Source organism: Curtobacterium sp. Csp2, from assembly GCF_013347165.1.
On the sequence record NZ_CP054593.1, the window covers coordinates 2138193 to 2155440 of the forward strand.

Genomic DNA, 17248 nt, shown 5'->3' on the forward strand with positions numbered 1-17248 from the left:
GTCGGACGTCTCCACCGGCCTCGACATCGACATCTCCGGACACCTCAACGTCGCCGACGTCCTCGAGAACCCGAAGGAGAAGATCGTCCGTCAGGCGATCGCCCCGTCGGGCTGGACGAAGGGCTCGCAGGGCAAGGTCGACGTGCTCGTCGGCTCCCCCTCGGCGATCAACTTCGACGGTCCGCACCCCTCCATCCGGGACATCTGGAAGCTCGAGGAGGCGCTGGCGAACGTCGAGCAGGACTACGAGCTCGTGCTCATCGACTGCGCACCCTCGTTGAACGCCCTCACCCGCACCGCCGTGAACCAGCTCCGCGAGTCGGGCGTGTCCGACCTCGCCCAGACGACGCTCATGTCGGACGGCGCCTCGGTCTACCTGTGTACCTCCGACGACGAGGTCATCGACCTCGTGTCCCGCGGCCAGGGCGTCTTCGGCATCGCGGTGGGCAAGGTCCTGCGCGAGGTCGAGAGCTCCCTCGTCGAGCTCGACGCCACCCCGGCGGCCGACCCCGACGACGAGCTCGCAGCGCGCCGCGCTTCCCGCGCGTCCTGACGCCGGGGCGCGCCGCCGCCCCGCTTCGCCCGGGCGCTCGCGCGCACCCGCTCGTCCGTGCGCGGACCCGCCCGTGTGCGCACCCGAGCCTGTCTTCGCCGAGCGAGCCATTTCTGTCCCGTTCGACGCGCGTGCCCGACCGGAAGTGCACGGTCGGCGAACAGCACGCGGCGTGTCCTGCTCGCTCGACGGGTACCGCTGTCCGTCCGCACGGCGCCGCGGCCGAGGCCTCGGCTGCACGGCGCTCGACCGTGCGCGCGCGTGAAGCGGGACGACCGTCGGCGCCGAACGTGCAGGACACACCGTGCGCTGACCGCGCTGTGTGCAATGGTCGTCGCCGACGAGGGTCGANCGGGACAGATCTGGCTCGCTCGCCGACGCCCCCGGCCGACCCGCGCCGGGCCGCGCGACGGGCCTAGGCGGCGCCGCCCTCGGCGTACGGGCCGATCTTGCCTGTACGCATGATGCGCTCGAGCAGCTGGTCGAAGTTGCGCGCCATCTCCTGCGCGGACTCGCCGGGCCACACGTGCAGGGGCTTCGCGGCACCCTGGGCCTGCTGGAGCGAGGTGCGCTCGGGCAGCTGCGGCGACAGGACGAGCGGGCCGAACATGTCGCGGAGCTCCTTGATGCGGAACTGGTGCTCGAGCGACTGGACGCGGGCCCGGTTCACGATGATGCCGAGGGGCTGCAGCCGAGGGGAGAGACCGCGACGGATCTCCTCGATCGCGCGGAGGGCACGGTCGGCGGCCGCGACGGAGAACAGCCCCGGCTCGGTGACCACGGTGACGCGGTCGGACGCTGCCCAGGCGGTGCGGGTGAGGGCGTTCAACGAGGGTGCGCAGTCGATGAGCACGAGCTCGTAGTCCTGCTCGACGTTCGCCAGCGCCTCCTCGAGCTTCCAGATGTCCCGGATGGAGGGGTGCGGACCGTCGAAGTTGATCGCCGAGGGGGAGCCGACGAGCACGTCGACCTTGCCCTGCGAGCCCTTCGTCCAGCCCGACGGGGCGATCGCCTGACGGACGATCTTCTCCTTCGGGTTCTCGAGGACGTCGGCGACGTTGAGGTGTCCGGAGATGTCGATGTCGAGGCCGGTGGAGACGTCCGACTGCGGGTCCAGGTCCACCACCAGCGTGCGCAGTCCCTTGGCGAACGCGGCCGAAGTCAGGCCGAGCGTCACCGTCGTCTTGCCGACACCACCCTTGAGGGAGCTCACGCTGAGTACATGCACGGTGAGCCACGTTACCGCCAGTAGGGTTGTGACACCTCAACCCGGGCTGAAAGGGACGTCGTGTTCAGCAAGATCCTCGTGGCGAACCGTGGCGAGATCGCCATCCGCGCGTTCCGTGCCGCGTACGAGCTGGGGGCGCGGACCGTCGCGGTCTACCCGTACGAGGACCGCAACTCCCTGCACCGCCTGAAGGCCGACGAGGCGTACGTCATCGGCGAGCGGGGCCACCCCGTCCGCGCGTACCTCGACGTCGCCGAGATCATCCGGGTCGCCCGCGAGTCGGGGGCCGACGCGATCTACCCCGGTTACGGCTTCCTGTCCGAGAACCCCGAGCTCGCGGCGGCCGCCGCGGCGAACGGCATCACGTTCATCGGGCCCGGCGAGCACGTCCTCGAGATGGCCGGCAACAAGGTCACCGCGAAGGAGCACGCGGTCGCAGCGGGTGTGCCCGTCCTCGCGAGCACCCCGGCGAGCCGCGACGTCGACGAGCTCCTCGCCGGTGCGGACGCGATCGGCTTCCCGGTCTTCGCGAAGGCCGTCGCCGGTGGTGGTGGTCGCGGCATGCGGCGTGTCGAGACGAAGGCCGAGCTCCGTGCCGCCCTCGAGGAGGCCATGCGCGAGGCCGACAGCGCCTTCGGTGACCCGACGATGTTCCTCGAGCAGGCCGTCGTCCGGCCGCGGCACATCGAGGTGCAGGTCCTCGCCGACGCCACGGGCACCGAGGCCGGCACGATCCACCTGTTCGAGCGCGACTGCTCGGTGCAGCGCCGGAACCAGAAGGTCGTGGAGATCGCCCCGGCGCCGGACCTCGACCCGTCGATCGCCGCCGCCCTGCACCGCGACGCCGTCGCCTTCGCCCGGTCGATCGGGTACGTCAACGCCGGCACCGTCGAGTTCCTGCTGGACACCGAGGGCGAGCGCGCCGGGCAGCACGTCTTCATCGAGATGAACCCGCGCATCCAGGTCGAGCACACCGTGACCGAGGAGGTGACGGACGTCGACCTCGTGCAGTCGCAGATGCGCATCGCCGCGGGGGAGACCCTCGCCGACCTCGGCCTGACGCAGGACACCGTCAGCGTGCACGGCGCCGCCCTCCAGACCCGCATCACGACCGAGGACCCGACGCAGGGCTTCCGACCGGACACCGGGCGCATCACCACCTACCGCAGCCCGGGCGGCGCGGGCGTGCGGCTCGACGGCGGCACGGTCGCGACCGGCGCGCAGATCAGCCCGCACTTCGACTCGATGCTCGCGAAGATGACCTGCCGCGGCCGGGACTTCCCGGCTGCCGTCGCCCGCGCGAAGCGTGCGCTGGCGGAGTTCCGCATCCGCGGGGTCAGCACGAACATCCCGTTCCTGCAGGCCGTGCTCGACGACCCCGACTTCGCCCGCGGCGACGTCTCGACGAAGTTCATCGAGGAACGCCCGCAGCTCTTCGGCGGCCACGTGTCGAAGGACCGCGGCACGAAGGTGCTCGGCTGGCTCGCCGACGTGACGGTGAACAAGCCGAACGGCGAGCGGCGCCCGCAGACCGTCGAGCCGAGCGAGAAGCTCCCCGCGGTCGACCTGTCGACCCCGCCGCCGGCCGGGCAGCGCGACCGGCTGCTCGCGATGGGTCCGGCCGCGTGGGCCCGGTCGCTCCGCGAGCAGTCCGCCCTCGCCGTCACCGAGACGACGATGCGCGACGCCCACCAATCGCTCCTGGCGACCCGTGTCCGCACGAAGGACCTCGTCGCGGTGGCCCCGCACGTGGCCCGGTTGACCCCCCAGCTGCTCAGCGTCGAAGCCTGGGGCGGTGCGACGTACGACGTCGCGCTCCGGTTCCTCGGCGAGGACCCCTGGGAACGACTGAGCGCCCTGCGGGCCGCGATGCCGAACCTGCCGATCCAGATGCTGCTGCGCGGCCGGAACACGGTCGGCTACACGCCGTACCCGACCGAGGTCACCGACGCGTTCGTCGCCGAGGCCGCGGCCACCGGCGTCGACGTCTTCCGCGTGTTCGACGCCCTGAACGACGTGTCGCAGCTGCGTCCCGCGCTCGAGGCCGTGCTCGCCACCGACACGGCCGTCGCCGAGGCAGCCCTCTGCTACTCCGGCGACCTGCTCGACCCCGCCGAGGACCTCTACACGCTCGACTACTACCTCCGGCTCGCGGAGCAGATGGTCGAGGCCGGCGCGCACGTCATCGGCATCAAGGACATGGCCGGCCTGCTCCGCGCGGGTGCGGCCGAGCGGCTCGTCGGCGCCCTGCGGGAGCGCTTCGACCAGCCCGTCCACGTACACACGCACGACACGGCCGGCGGACAGCTCGCCACCCTCCTCGCGGCGGCCCGCGCGGGTGCGGACGCGGTGGACGTCGCGGCGGCCCCGATGGCCGGCACGACGAGCCAGCCGAGCATGTCCGCGCTCGTCGCCGCCCTGGCCCACACCGAGCGGGACACCGGGCTCGACCTGGCCGCGGTCGGTGCGCTCGAGCCCTACTGGGAGGCCGTCCGCCGCGCGTACGCGCCGTTCGAGTCCGGCCTGCCCGGGCCGACCGGCCGCGTGTACCACCACGAGATCCCGGGCGGGCAGCTCTCGAACCTCCGCCAGCAGGCCATCGCGCTCGGCCTCGGCGACCGCTTCGAGCAGGTCGAGGACTGGTACGCCGAGGCGAACCGCATCCTCGGTCGCCCGACCAAGGTCACGCCGTCCTCGAAGGTCGTCGGCGACCTCGCCCTGCAGCTCGCCGCGGTCGACGCCGACCCCGCCGACTTCGAGGAGAACCCCCAGAAGTACGACGTCCCGGACTCGGTCGTCGGCTTCATGGCCGGGGAGCTCGGCGACCTGCCCGGTGGCTGGCCGGAGCCGTTCCGGTCGAAGGTCCTCGCCGGGCGCGACGTCCGGCTCGAGGTCACCCCGGTGCCGGACGCCGAGCGCGCGCACCTCGCGTCGCCCGGTCCCGAGCGGCAGCAGGCCCTGAACCGGCTGCTCTTCCCGCAGCCCACGCGCCAGTTCGCGAGTGTCCGCGAGCAGTACGGCGACCTGTCCGTCGTCCCGACCGTCGACTACCTCTACGGCCTGCGCCCCGGACAGGAGCACGTGGTGCCGCTCGGCCGCGGCGTGAACCTGTTCGTCGGGCTCGAGGCGATCGGCGAGGTGGACGAGCGCGGGATGCGCACGGTGATGGCGACTCTCAACGGCCAGCTCCGCCCCGTGTCCGTCCGCGACCGTTCGGTCGAGGTCGAGACCAAGGCCGCCGAACGCGCGGACAAGGCGGACCCGAAGCACGTCGCGGCCCCGTTCTCGGGTGTCGTGACGCTCAAGGTCGCCGTCGGTGACGTCGTCGAGGCCGGTCAGGCCGTGGCGAGCATCGAGGCGATGAAGATGGAAGCGGCCATCACGGCGCCCGTGTCGGGCACCGTCGGCCGTCTCGCGATCCCGGCGACCCAGCAGGTGGACGCCGGCGACCTCCTGGTGGTGCTGCAGTAACGTGACCGTCCGTCCCATCCGCCTGTTCGGCGACCCCGTCCTCCGTTCGCCCGCCGACCCGGTCCGCATCGGTGCCGACGGCGTCCGTGAACTCGTGCAGGACCTCATCGACACCGTCAAGGAGCCCGGGCGCGCCGGTGTCGCCGCCCCGCAGATCGGCGTGGGCCTCCGGGCGTTCTCGTACAACGTCGACGGTCAGGTCGGGTACGTGCTCAACCCGGAGCTCGTCGAGGTCTCCGGTGAACCCGAGCTGATGGACGAGGGCTGCCTGTCCGTGCCCGGCCTGGGCTACCCGACCAGGCGCTTCCCGCACGCGAAGGTCCGCGGCGTCGACGTCGACGGCAACCCTGTGGTGCTCGAGGGCGACGGCCTGATGGCCGAGGCGCTGCAGCACGAGTGCGACCACCTCGACGGCACCGTGTACGTCATGACGCTCGACCCGGAGACCCGCCGGCAGGCCCTGAGGGACATCCGAGCGCAGGACTGGTTCCACTGATCGGGGGCGCGGGACCGCACGTTCCGTTGCGGTCTCCCGTGACACCCCTTCGCGGGATTGTCGGTTCGTCCTGACAAGGAGGTACCGTGTCCCGGTCGGCACCCACCGACGTGTCACCCCATCACCCAGGACGAGCACCATGGCCTCACAGAACGACGAGCTCAGCTCTCACCGCACCCGCACCAACCGCCGCCCCGAGCCGGTCCCCGTGGCGACCGCCGCGACGGGCGTCATCGCCGACGTCGACATGGAGGTCGCGCAGGCTGGCTGAGCCGGGCGCGGCGCCGCGGCGCCGTCCCGACTGGCAACGCACTGGAGGCCCGGTGCCGGTCCCACGGACCGGCACCGGGCCTCCAGTCTGCCGTCAGCCCGACCGCCGTCAGCCGCGTCGACGACGCGACGCCACGACGGGCGTGGCGGTGGTCTGCACCTTCGAGCCGGAGTAGATGTGCTCGACGTCCGCTGCGAAGTCGCGCATCACGATCGCCCGCTTGATGGTGAGCTTCGGGGTGAGGTGCCCGGACGCCTCGGTGAGCTCGGTGTCGAGGATCGTGAACGACCGGACCGACTCGGCCCGCGAGACCCACTGGTTCGCGGTGTCGATCGCCTCCTGCACCGCCTGGTGCACGCGCTCGTCGTACGCGGCCTCGCGCGGTGAGAGACCGGGGACGATGCCGCGCGCCTCGCACCACCCGGGGAGCATGTCGCGGTCCAGGGTCACGAGGGCGGCGACGAAGGGCTTGCCCTCGCCGACGACCACGACCTGCCCGACGAGCGGGTGCTCGCGGATGCCGTCCTCGAGCGGTGCCGGGGCGACGTTCTTGCCGCTCGCCGTGACGATGAGCTCCTTCGCGCGGCCGGTGACGGTGAGCACGCCGTCGCCGTCGAGCCGGCCGAGGTCGCCGGTGCGGAACCAGCCGTCCTCGAACGCCTTCGCGGTGGCCTCCTCGTTCTTCCAGTACCGGTCGAACACGTCGACCCCGCGGATGAGGATCTCGCCGTCGTCGGCGGTCCGGACCTCCACGCCGGGCAGGGCCCGCCCGACCGTGCCGATCCGGAGCTCGGCGGCCCGGTTCACGGTCGCGGGGGCGGTGGTCTCGGTGAGGCCGTAGCCCTGGAGGATGAGCACCCCGATCGAGCGGAAGAAGTGCGACAGCCGCGGGGACAGCGGCGCCGAACCGCTGATGGCGTACTGCACCCGGCCGCCGATCGCGGCGCGGAGCTTGGCGTAGACGAGCTTGTCGAACAGGGCGAAGCGGAGCTTCAGGCCGAGCGGGACCCGGCCGGCTGCGAGGGCCTCGGAGTGCGCGACGGCGACACCGGCGGCGGCGCGGAAGACCTTGCCCTTCCCGCCGAGGTCGGCCTTCTGCTCGGCGGAGTTGTAGATCTTCTCGAAGACGCGCGGCACCGCGAGCAGGAACGTCGGCTTGAAGGTCGACACGGCCTGCATGAGGTCGCGGGTGTCCGGCTCGTGCCCGACGAGCACGCCGGTCGACACCGACATCGCCGCGATGAAGCGGGCGAAGACGTGGGCCATCGGGATGAAGAGGAGCGTCGAGGACCCCTCGGCGACCACCTCGGGCATGGCCTCGGTCGCGCCCTCGACGGTCGCGGTGAAGTTGTCGTGACGCAGGACGCAGCCCTTGGGTCGACCGGTCGTGCCCGACGTGTAGATGATCGTCGCGTCGTCGTGCCCGTGCACGTCGGCGGTGCGGGCGTCGAGCTCGGCGTCGGTGACGGTCTCGCCGAGCCGGGTCAGGTCGTCGAGCCCGCCGCCGTCGATCGTCCAGTGCTGCGCGAGGTGCGGCAGGTCGGGGGCGATCGACGCAACGCGGCGCGCGTGCTCCTCTTGTTCGACGACGATCGCGACGGTCTCCGAGTCGGACAGGATCCAGCGGACCTGGTCGGGCGAGCTCGTCTCGTAGACGGGCACGGACACGAGCCCGGCGGTCCACACGGCGAAGTCGACGAGCGTCCACTCCAACCGGGTGCGGGACAGGATCGCGACGTGCGCGCCGGGTTCCAGGCCGGCGGCGACGAAGCCCTTCGCGATGCCGCGGACCCGGGCGAGCACGTCCGCCGCGGTGATGGTCGTCCACGTGTCGCCGTGCCGATCGGCGAGGAGCGGCCGGTCCGGGGTGCGTCGGGCACGCTCCGAGAGCAGTCGGGCCGCGGAGCCGTGGTCGGGCGCGGAGGTGGGTGCGGGCTGCCGCTGATCGTTCACGGTTGACTCCCTTGTCGGCCGATTCGATACGAGGACGCCTCAGCGACGAGGCGACACCGTCAGCATATGGGCAGCAGCCGGGGGTTCCGTGTGCATCCGGGCGTCGCGGACGTTCTCCAGGGCCACCGGGAGACGGTAGGGTCGATGCTCGTGCATGCCATCGGAATCGACATCGGGGGCACCAAGATCGCGGGAGCGGTCGTGACGGAACTCGGCGAGATCGTCGCCGAGGACCGCGTGGCCACGAACGCGGCGGACCCGGACGCCATGCTCGACGACGTCGTGACCATGGTGTCGCGACTCCGGGCGGCCCACGAGGTCGGCGCGGTGGGCGTCGCGGCCCCGGGCTTCATCGACGCCTCGCAGTCGATCGTCTACTACACGCCGAACATCCGTTGGCGGAACGAGCCCCTGCGGCAGAAGCTCCAGGAGCGGCTCGGCGACCTGCACATCACGGTCGACAACGACGCGAACGCCGCCGGCTGGGCGGAGTTCCGCTTCGGTGCCGGTCGGCTCGTGTCGGACATGACCATGCTGACCATCGGCACCGGGGTCGGCGGCGCGATCGTGACCGAGGACCGCCTGTTCCGCGGCGGCTTCGGCACCGGCGGCGAGATCGGGCACCTGCGCATCGTCCCGAACGGACTGCCCTGTGGTTGCGGTGCCCGCGGCTGCATCGAGCAGTACGGCTCCGGTCGAGCCCTGCAGCGCATGGCGAACGACGTCGCGGACGCCGGCGGCATCGGTTCCGCCCTGGCCGACGCACGCGAGCAGAACGGCGGCCAGCTCGACGGCAGGATCGTCGGCGACCTGATCCTGGCGGACGACCCGGGCGCCCTCGCGGCCCTGCGCCGGCTCGGCCGCCACCTCGGCGAGGCCTGCGCGTCGCTCTCCGCCGTGCTCGACCCGCAGCTCTTCGTGTTCGGCGGCGGTGTCGCCAGCGCGGGGGACCGGCTGCTCGAGCCGATCAAGCAGGCCTACCTGAGCAACCTGCCGGCGCGCGGCTACCACCCGGAGCCCGACTTCGTCATCGCCGAGCTCGTGAACGACGCCGGCGTCGTCGGTGCCGCGGACCTCGCCCGGATCCACGCCCGCACGGCGTAGGGTCGCCTCGGCGAACGACTGGAGTCGACGATGACCTACTGGCTGCTGAAGAACTTCCTGCTCGGCCCGCTCATCCTCACCCTGTTCCGACCGTGGGTCATCGGGCGCGAGCACGTCCCCGCGAAGGGGCCGGTGATCTTCGCCTCGAACCACATCTCGTTCATCGACTCGGTGATCCTGCCGGCCGTGCTGGACCGCCGGATGTCGTTCCTCGCGAAGAGCGACTACTTCACCGGCCGGGGGCTCAAGGGCTGGGCGACGAAGACGTTCTTCAACGCCATCGGCCAGCTCCCGATCGACCGCTCCGGCGGCAAGGCATCAGAGGCGTCGCTCCGCACCGGACTCCAGGTCCTCGCCCGCGGGGAGCAGCTCGGCATCTACCCCGAGGGCACGCGCAGCCCCGACGGCAAGCTGTACCGCGGTCGCACCGGCATCGCCCGGATGATCCTCGAAGGGCGCGTCACCGTCGTGCCGGTCGCGATGATCGGCACGCGCGAGGTGCAGCAGATCGGCCAGAAGTTCCCGAAGTTCAAGCGGGTCGGCGTCGTGTTCGGCAAGCCGCTCGACTTCTCGCGTTTCGAGGGCTTCGAGACCGACCGCTTCATCCTCCGGAGCGTCACGGACGAGGTCATGCACGAGCTCGCCGGGCTGAGCCGGCAGGAGTACGTCGACGTCTACGCGACGAGCGTCAAGGAGCGCGCGAGCAGCGCCCGCGAGCAGGTCATGAAGGACCGGGCAGCGGCACCCGGACGGTAGGATCTGAGGACTCCGGCGCCCGCCGGTGCGCCTGCGCCGCAGGCGGTACGCCCCAGAACCCCCGAGGTACCACCGTGCTCGAGTCGACCGACTTCGTCGCCCTGCAGGATCCGGACGTGATCGAGGGCCTCGACCACTGGCGGACGCTCCCGATCAAGCAGCAGCCGACCTGGCCGGACACCGCCGCGGCCGAGGCCGCCTCGGCCGAGATCGCCACGCTTCCCCCGCTCGTGTTCGCCGGCGAGGTCGACAAGCTCCGCGACCGGCTCGCTGCAGCCGCCTCGGGCCGCGCGTTCCTGCTCCAGGGCGGTGACTGCGCCGAGACCTTCGCCGGCGCGACCGCCGACTCCATCCGCGACCGCGTCAAGACGATCCTGCAGATGGCCGTCGTCCTGACCTACGGCGCCTCGATGCCGATCATCAAGATGGGTCGCATGGCGGGGCAGTTCGCCAAGCCGCGCTCGAGCGACTTCGAGACGCGCGGCGACGTCACGCTGCCGGCCTACCGCGGCGACATCGTCAACGGGTACGACTTCACGCCGGAGAGCCGCCAGGCCGACCCGCGGCGCCTCGTGCAGGGGTACCACACGGCCGCCTCCACGCTGAACCTCGTGCGCGCCTTCACGCAGGGCGGGTTCGCGGACCTCCGCCAGGTGCACTCGTGGAACAAGGGCTTCGCGTCGAACCCGGCGAACGCCCGGTACGAGCACATGGCGCAGGAGATCGACCGCGCGGTCCGCTTCATGGACGCCTGCGGTGCCGACTTCGAGGCGCTCAAGCACACCGAGTTCTACGCCTCGCACGAAGGCCTGCTCATGGACTACGAGCGCCCGATGACCCGGATCGACTCCCGCTCCGGGCAGGCGTACGACACCTCCGGCCACTTCATCTGGATCGGGGAGCGCACGCGCGACATCGACGGTGCGCACGTCGACTTCCTGTCGCGGGTGCGGAACCCGATCGGCGTGAAGCTCGGCCCGACGACCTCGGTCGACGACATGCGTGCCCTGGTCGACAAGCTGGACCCGGAGCGCGAGCCCGGCCGGCTCACGTTCATCACCCGCATGGGCGCCGGCAAGATCCGCGACGAGCTCCCGAAGCTCCTCGAGGCGATCAAGGGCATGGACGCGAAGCCGCTCTGGGTCACCGACCCGATGCACGGCAACGGCCTGACCACGCCGACGGGCTACAAGACCCGCCGCTTCGACGACGTCGTGGACGAGGTCCTCGGCTTCTTCGAGGCGCACCGGCAGGTCGGCACGTACCCCGGCGGCATGCACGTCGAGCTCACCGGTGACGACGTCACGGAGTGCCTCGGCGGGTCGGAGCAGATCGACGAGGCGACCCTGGCCACCCGGTACGAGTCGCTGTGCGACCCGCGCCTGAACCACATGCAGTCGCTCGAGCTCGCGTTCCTCGTCGCCGAGGAGCTCAGCGCGCACCCCTACCAGCGGGCGTAGCCACGAGCGGCCCGCGGGACGGGCTGACGGACGGGAGGCGCGGTGCCAGCTGGCACCGCGCCTCCCGTTCGTCGCCTGGTCGCCGTGCGACGGCCCGCGACGTTCCTACCCATCGCGAGTGTGATGGGAGGACGATCCGCGCGTCGGAGGCTGGAAGGAACGACGTCCTTCGCGCGGAACGCCATTCGACGCGCGGAACGGTCTCCAAGGCGCGGAACGCCCTTCGACGCGCGGAACGCCCTCCGACGCGCGGAACGGCCTGCGGCGGGCGGGACGGGCTCAGTCGTCGTAGGCGAGGGTGATCGTGTCGCCGCGGTGCACCGTTGACTTGGCCGGCGGGTCCGTCGAGGTCACGGGCAGGACAGACTTCCAGTCCGAGATGCGGCACAGGATGTTCGTGCAGTCCGGCACCTTCACCTGGAGCCCGAGGGCCTCGAGCGTGCTCGTGGCGTCGCGCACCGTCTTGCCCGCGACGTCCGGCAGCGCGATCGGCGCCGGACCCTTCGACACGACGAGGTCGACCGCCGAGCCCTGCTTCGCGGGGTCGTCCTGCACCGACTGCGAGATGACCTGGCCGCTCGGCACGTCGTCCGAGAACTGCGCGGACTGCGCGCCCACGGTCAGCCCGACGGCGTCGAGGGCGGCGGTGGCGTCGGCGACGGACTTGCCGGCGACGTCCGGCACCGGTCCGAGCGACACCGTGAGGGTCACCGGGCCGCGTTCGCCGTACTGCTGCACCTGCGCGAGGTCGACGGTCGCACCGTCGGTGCCGACGCCGGTCGCCGCGATGACGGTGTCCTTCGGCGCGTCGGCAGAGAACTGGTACTGGTCGTCCTGCAGCTGGAAGTCGTCGTCGAGCGCGGCCGTCACGGTCGACACCGGCTGGCCGACGATGGCCGGCAGGGTGATCAGCCGCGGGCCGTCCGACACGACGATCTGGACGGCCGTGCCCTTCCGGACCTCGCGGTCGGCTGCGGGCTTCGTCGTGGAGACCTGACCCTTCGCGACGACGGCGTCGAAGCGGGTCGCCGTCGCGCGGGCGGTCTGGAGTCCCTGGGCCTCGAGCAGCTGCCGGGCCTGGGAGACGGACTTGCCCGTGACCTCGGGGATCCGGACGTTGCCCCACGGTCCGGGTCCGAACGCCCAGCCGACGACCCCGGCGGCCAGGACGAGCACGAGCACGATCGCCAGGGCGATCCAGCCGCGCTTCCGGCGCCGTGCCGACAGATCCGCCAAGCGCTGCCCGGCGGGGGAGAGGACGCCCGGCTGGGATCCGGTGCGTCGCGGGCCCGGTGCACCCCGGCGGACCGGGGAGCGCGTGTCCGCCGGCGTCCGGTCGAGCACGGTCGTCGGGTCGTCGGTGTCCGGTGCCGAGTCCGGCGAGGCACCGCCGGCCGGGAGGATCGCGGTCGCGTTCTCGGGGCGCAGGACAGCCGTGCGGTACTGCCCGGTGGCACGCTGCTGGTTGCCCGACATGTGGTCGAGCAGCTCGCGCGCGTCGCGGGGGCGGTCCTCGGGGTCGCGGGCCGTGGCCCAGGCGACGAGGTCGTCGAGCTCCGGCGGGACCCCGGGAACGGCGGCGCTCGGCGCGGGCACGGTGTCGTTCGCGTGCTGGTACGCGATCTGCATCGGCTGGTCGCCCTTGTACGGCTGCTCGCCGGTGAGCATCTCGTAGAGCATGATGCCGAGCGCGTAGATGTCGCTCCGGGAGTCCGCCGCGCCGCGCGTGACGAGCTCGGGGGACAGGTACGCGATCGTCCCGAGCAGGGCGGCACCGGTCGCGGTGTTCGCGGTCGTGGCACGGGCGAGCCCGAAGTCGCCGAGCTTGATCCGGCCGTCGTCGGCGAGCAGGACGTTCTCGGGCTTGAGGTCGCGGTGCACGATCCCGGCGCGGTGGGCCGAGGCCAGGCCGGCGAGCACGGCGCGGAGGATGTCCGTCGCTTGCTCCGGGGTCAGCGCGTGGTGCTCCTGCAGCAGGTCCCGCAGCGTGATGCCCGGGATGTACTCCATCACGATGTACGCCGTGTCGTCCTCGGCGCCCTGGTCGTACACGCCGACCAGGTTCGGGTGCGACAGCCGGGCGGCGCTCCGGGCCTCCTGGATGAAGCGCTCCCGGAAGGCCTGGTCGTCGGCCAGGTGCCCGTGCATGATCTTGATCGCGACCCGGCGCTCGAGCCGGACGTCGGTCGCGAGGTACACGGTCGCCATGCCCCCGCGCGCGATGCGGGAGCGCACGCGGTACCGCTGGTCGATCATGCGACCGATCATCGGGTCCGTGGCGGCGTTCGTGGTCATCGGCGGCATTCTACGAAGCGGCGCTGGCCGGTCCCGCACTGACGCACCGGTCGTGACCCAATCTCGATCTCGAGGATGAGTCGGCTCGGTCGCCCGGACAGGCCGGGCGTCAGAACGAGGCGAGCAGCGCCGAGGCGGTCTGCTCCCACTTGGCGTACTCGCCCGGGTACGCGGACACCTGCACGGCCTGCGCGGCGTCGGTCAGCTGCATCGACGACCACCCGGGCACGGACAGCAGCCCGCGCGTCTTGCCGGGGTTGCCGCGGAAGAAGAGCTTCGTCGCCGCGGACGGGTCCTGCAGCGTCGCCTTGTCGCCCCAGCCCTGGCTCGGCCGCTGCTGGAACAGCCCGACGGAGTCGCGGTCGCCGTGCGACAGGTTCCGGAGACTCGACTCCTGCAGTGCGGCGGCGAGGGCGATGACGATGCCGCGGTCCGGCACGCCCATGGTGCGGCCGACGGAGACGATCGTGGCCGCGTTCGCGCGCTGCTCGGCCGAGAGCGAGACGCCGTTGACGCTCGTCGGCCGGGACGAGGACGTCGTCGCGACGGCACCGGAGCCGGGGATCACGAGCGTCTTGCCCGCGTAGATGGTGCTCGTGTAGCTGAGGCCGTTCGCCGCCAGCAGCGCCTTGACGGACACGCCGTGCTTGACGGCGATCGCCGCGATGGTGTCCCCGGCGACGATCTTCACGCTGTTCGAGCGGGCCGACGCGGTCGAGGTCGTCGCGGCGGGCTTCGCGGCCGGGGCGGGAGCGGGCGCCGGGGTCCCGGCACGGGGGACCGTGAGCGTCTGCCCGGGGTAGATCACCGAGCGCTGCGACAGGTTGTTCGCGCCGAGGAGCGCCGAGGTCGACACGCCGACGCGGGCCGCGATGCCCGACACGGTGTCGCCCTGCTTGACGTGGTAGCTCCCGGTCGCGGTGCTCGACGACGACGCGGCGGCGACCGGGGCCGACGCCGGCTGGGAGGTCAGGTGCAGGGTCTGCCCCGGGTGGATGATCGTGTTCCAGCCGAGGCCGTTCCGCACCAGGACCTCCTGCGCGGAGAGGCCGTAGCGGGCGGCGATGCCCGAGACGGTGTCGCCCTGCTGGACGGTGTAGTTCGTGGGCGCAGCGGTCGTCGGGGTGCGCTGCACGGCGGCCACCGTGGTCACCGTGGTCTCCGCCGGACGGGCGACGGCCGTGCCGAACACCGGGCGGTCGCCGACGTTGCGGTCCTGGTCGACGTGCCGCTTCTTCGCGGCGTCGTCGTCGTGCCGGGGCTCGGCGTGCGCGATCGGGCCCGTCAGGCCGGCGGTCACGGCGATCGTCCCCGCGAGCACGATTGGCATGGTGGCGAACCGGGCCGATCGTGCGCGGCGGGCGCCTTCGTCTGCAGCGTTGTCCACGGGACTCTCCTGATCTCGGGGCCTGATCTCGGGCCGTGCGCGCGTGTGCGAGCACTCACAGGTGACTCAACGCTGGCATGGGCTGATTCCCAAGTCAACCAGAGAGTCGGATGTGGTGTGTGTGACTCGTGTGACCAACGGGACGCGCCGATGTGGCCGGACACTCTGGCAACATGGGGCGCGTGAGCGCTGCACCCACCGACGACACGACCCTCTCCGAGCGCTGGCTGACGGTGCCCGACCTCGTGGAACGCTTCGGCGTGACCCCGGGTCGCATCCACCGGCTCTTCGAGCAGAAGACCCTGCTGCCGGCACGGGTCGGCGGCGTGCTCCGCGTCCCGAGCGAGTTCCTCGACGGTGACGAGCCCCTGCCCGAACTCCGCGGCACCCTCATCGTCCTCGGTGACAACGGGTTCTCCGACGACGAGGCCGTGCGCTGGATGCTCAGCGAGGAACCCGCACTCGGCACCTCGCCGATCGCGGCGCTGCGCGCCGGCCGCAAGGCCGAGGTGCGCCGCGTGGCCCAGTCACTGCTCTAGACCCCACCACTGCTCGGACGGGAGGATCGTGGCGGCGCCGCCACGATCCTCCCGTCCGTCTCGTCGTCCCCGTCTACGCGACGCGGCGGCTCACGGTGTCGGCCAGCGCGACCAGCTGGTCGCGCGCCGACGGTGTGAGCGGTGCGGCGTCGAGCGCGGCCTTCGCGCGCTGCACGTGCCGTTCGATCGAGCGCTCCACCGCCGCGACCGCGCCGGACTCGGTGAGCGTCGCCCGGAGCATCTGCACCTGGGCCTCGTCGAGTTCCGGGTCGCCGAGGAGTTCGTCGAGCAGCTGACGAGGGCCGGCCCCCAGCGTCTTCCGCGCCGAGGCGATGAGGACGGTGCGCTTGCCCTCGCGGAGGTCGTCGCCGGCCGGCTTCCCGGTGACCTCGGGGTCGCCGAACACGCCGAGCAGGTCGTCGCGCAGCTGGTAGGCCACGCCGAGCGGCAGGCCGAAGGACCGCAGGCCCTCGAGCTGTGCCTCGGTGGCACCGGCCACGAGGGCGCCGATCACGAGCGGCGCCTCGATCGAGTACTTCGCCGACTTGAAGACGATGACGCGCTGCGCCCGCACGAGGTGTTCGGACTCGTCGATCGTCGGCCAGGCGGTCTCCTCGTGCACGTCGAGGTACTGCCCCGCGGTGACGTCGAGCCGCATGGTGTGGAACTCCTGGCGCACGATGCGGGCGCGTGCCGGGTCGAGCAGCGCGAGGCCCTCGTCGAAGACCGAGTCGCTGAGCGACAGCAGCAGGTCGCCGAGGAGCAGCGCGGAGTTCGTGCCGTACAGCGCGCGGTCGCCGGCCCACCCTGACTCCGCGTGCTGGGACTCGAAGCGGCGGTGCGCGGCGGGACGCCCGCGACGGGTGTCCGAGCGGTCCATGATGTCGTCGTGCACGAGCGCGGCCGCGTGGAAGACCTCGAGCGCGGCGGCGACCGTGACGACGGCCTCGGCCGTGGTCTGCCGGGAGCCCTCGGCCAGGGGGTCGAACGAGCCGGACCGCCCCGCCACGGACTGCCATCCCCAGTAGCAGAACAGCGCCCGGAAGCGCTTCCCGCCGGACAGCAGGTCGCGGGCGTACCGGTCGAACTGCTCGAGGTCGGGACTGATGGCGAGGAGCCGCTCCCGCTGCTCGTCGAGCGCCCGGTCGATCCGCGCCGAAACGAGGTCCACTAATCGCGTACTCTCAGCCACGGTCCCTACCCTAGTGGAGCGGTCGAGACATACAATCGGTCCACTTCTGGCGACGACGACACCCGATGCCGCCAGGCAACAGCATCCCCAGGAACAGAGGGAAACGAGATGCCACTCTCGGAGCAAGAGCAGCGACTCCTCGAGGAGATGGAGCGCAGCCTCTACCAGAACGACTCCGACTTCGTGGCGCGGGTCACGCGCCGCCAGGGTCGTCCGAGTTACACGTCCATCACGCTGGGCGTCCTCGCTGCGCTGGTCGGCGTCGCGATCGTCGTCCTCGCACTCGCCTTCAAGCAGCCGTGGCTCGGTCTGCCCGGCTTCGTCGTCATGCTCGCCGGCGTCCTGTGGGCGCTGCGGCCGGGCATGCGGATGCCGAAGTCCGGGGCGAAGGCGCCTCGGTCCGGTGGCTCCGCGAAGCCCGCGCGACCGTCCTCGTCCGGTGGCTCGTTCATGGATCGCATGAACGAGCGCTGGGACAAGCGCAACGACCCCGGGCAGCAGTAGCAGCCCCTCCACACGCCTCCACCACGACGGGGCCGGTCC

At 71.9% G+C, this 17248-nt stretch carries 14 protein-coding genes; 9 read left to right on the forward strand and 5 right to left on the reverse strand.

The window, feature by feature from the left end; translation table 11 throughout:
* The first annotated feature begins 25 nt into the window (after window positions 1–25).
* On the forward strand, window positions 26–553 hold the full coding sequence (locus HUN59_RS19715; protein ID WP_441307041.1) for a ParA family protein: 528 nt from the start codon (window positions 26–28) through the stop codon (window positions 551–553).
* Window positions 554–968: 415 nt separating this feature from the next.
* On the opposite strand, the gene HUN59_RS10430 is transcribed toward HUN59_RS19715, so the two are convergent.
* A complete protein-coding gene (locus HUN59_RS10430; RefSeq protein ID WP_058742403.1) occupies window positions 969–1781 on the reverse strand; it encodes a ParA family protein in 813 nt (270 codons plus the stop codon).
* 60 nt (window positions 1782–1841) lie between these two features.
* On the opposite strand from HUN59_RS10430, the gene HUN59_RS10435 reads away from it, so the two are divergent.
* The 3 genes from HUN59_RS10435 (at window position 1842) to HUN59_RS19955 (ending at window position 6019) form a co-directional block, all read left to right on the forward strand.
* Complete coding sequence (locus tag HUN59_RS10435; protein ID WP_174778305.1) at window positions 1842–5252, forward strand: pyruvate carboxylase; 3411 nt, start codon at window positions 1842–1844, stop codon at window positions 5250–5252.
* Window position 5253: 1 nt separating this feature from the next.
* The gene (locus tag HUN59_RS10440) at window positions 5254–5748 is read left to right on the forward strand and encodes a peptide deformylase (RefSeq protein WP_114850860.1); all 495 of its coding nucleotides are present in this window, start codon (window positions 5254–5256) and stop codon (window positions 5746–5748) included.
* Between the two features lie 139 nt (window positions 5749–5887).
* Entirely contained in the window at window positions 5888–6019 is a 132-nt protein-coding gene (locus HUN59_RS19955; protein WP_257222091.1) for a hypothetical protein, read from the forward strand.
* Between the two features lie 108 nt (window positions 6020–6127).
* Here the strand turns inward: HUN59_RS19955 and HUN59_RS10445 are convergent, their stop codons facing one another.
* Window positions 6128–7972, reverse strand: coding sequence for an AMP-dependent synthetase/ligase (locus tag HUN59_RS10445; RefSeq protein WP_174778306.1), 1845 nt, complete (start codon window positions 7970–7972; stop codon window positions 6128–6130).
* Window positions 7973–8122: 150 nt separating this feature from the next.
* On the opposite strand from HUN59_RS10445, the gene HUN59_RS10450 reads away from it, so the two are divergent.
* From HUN59_RS10450 to HUN59_RS10460, 3 genes are all read left to right on the forward strand, one after another.
* A complete protein-coding gene (locus HUN59_RS10450) occupies window positions 8123–9076 on the forward strand; it encodes an ROK family glucokinase (RefSeq protein ID WP_058742408.1) in 954 nt (317 codons plus the stop codon).
* Window positions 9077–9106: 30 nt separating this feature from the next.
* The gene (locus HUN59_RS10455) at window positions 9107–9832 is read left to right on the forward strand and encodes a lysophospholipid acyltransferase family protein (protein WP_058742399.1); all 726 of its coding nucleotides are present in this window, start codon (window positions 9107–9109) and stop codon (window positions 9830–9832) included.
* Window positions 9833–9948: 116 nt separating this feature from the next.
* Window positions 9949–11292, forward strand: a complete 1344-nt coding sequence (locus HUN59_RS10460; RefSeq protein WP_114850887.1) for a class II 3-deoxy-7-phosphoheptulonate synthase — start codon at window positions 9949–9951, stop codon at window positions 11290–11292.
* Between the two features lie 279 nt (window positions 11293–11571).
* On the opposite strand, the gene pknB is transcribed toward HUN59_RS10460, so the two are convergent.
* Together pknB and HUN59_RS10470 are read right to left on the reverse strand one after the other, a co-directional pair.
* On the reverse strand, window positions 11572–13587 hold the full coding sequence (pknB, locus tag HUN59_RS10465) for a Stk1 family PASTA domain-containing Ser/Thr kinase (protein WP_254629855.1): 2016 nt from the start codon (window positions 13585–13587) through the stop codon (window positions 11572–11574).
* Window positions 13588–13696: 109 nt separating this feature from the next.
* Complete coding sequence (locus HUN59_RS10470; protein ID WP_114850862.1) at window positions 13697–14917, reverse strand: LysM peptidoglycan-binding domain-containing protein; 1221 nt, start codon at window positions 14915–14917, stop codon at window positions 13697–13699.
* Between the two features lie 230 nt (window positions 14918–15147).
* Here HUN59_RS10470 and HUN59_RS10475 point away from each other — a divergent pair, with 230 nt between their 5' ends.
* The gene (locus tag HUN59_RS10475; RefSeq protein ID WP_058742395.1) at window positions 15148–15513 is read left to right on the forward strand and encodes an Rv2175c family DNA-binding protein; all 366 of its coding nucleotides are present in this window, start codon (window positions 15148–15150) and stop codon (window positions 15511–15513) included.
* A 73-nt stretch (window positions 15514–15586) separates the two neighbouring features.
* On the opposite strand, the gene HUN59_RS10480 is transcribed toward HUN59_RS10475, so the two are convergent.
* Window positions 15587–16684, reverse strand: coding sequence for a polyprenyl synthetase family protein (locus HUN59_RS10480; RefSeq protein WP_313956595.1), 1098 nt, complete (start codon window positions 16682–16684; stop codon window positions 15587–15589).
* 129 nt (window positions 16685–16813) lie between these two features.
* Between HUN59_RS10480 and HUN59_RS10485 the strand changes: the two genes are divergently transcribed.
* Window positions 16814–17209: a DUF3040 domain-containing protein gene (locus HUN59_RS10485; RefSeq protein WP_058742393.1), complete on the forward strand. Its 396-nt coding sequence runs from the start codon at window positions 16814–16816 to the stop codon at window positions 17207–17209.
* The last annotated feature ends 39 nt before the right edge of the window (window positions 17210–17248 follow it).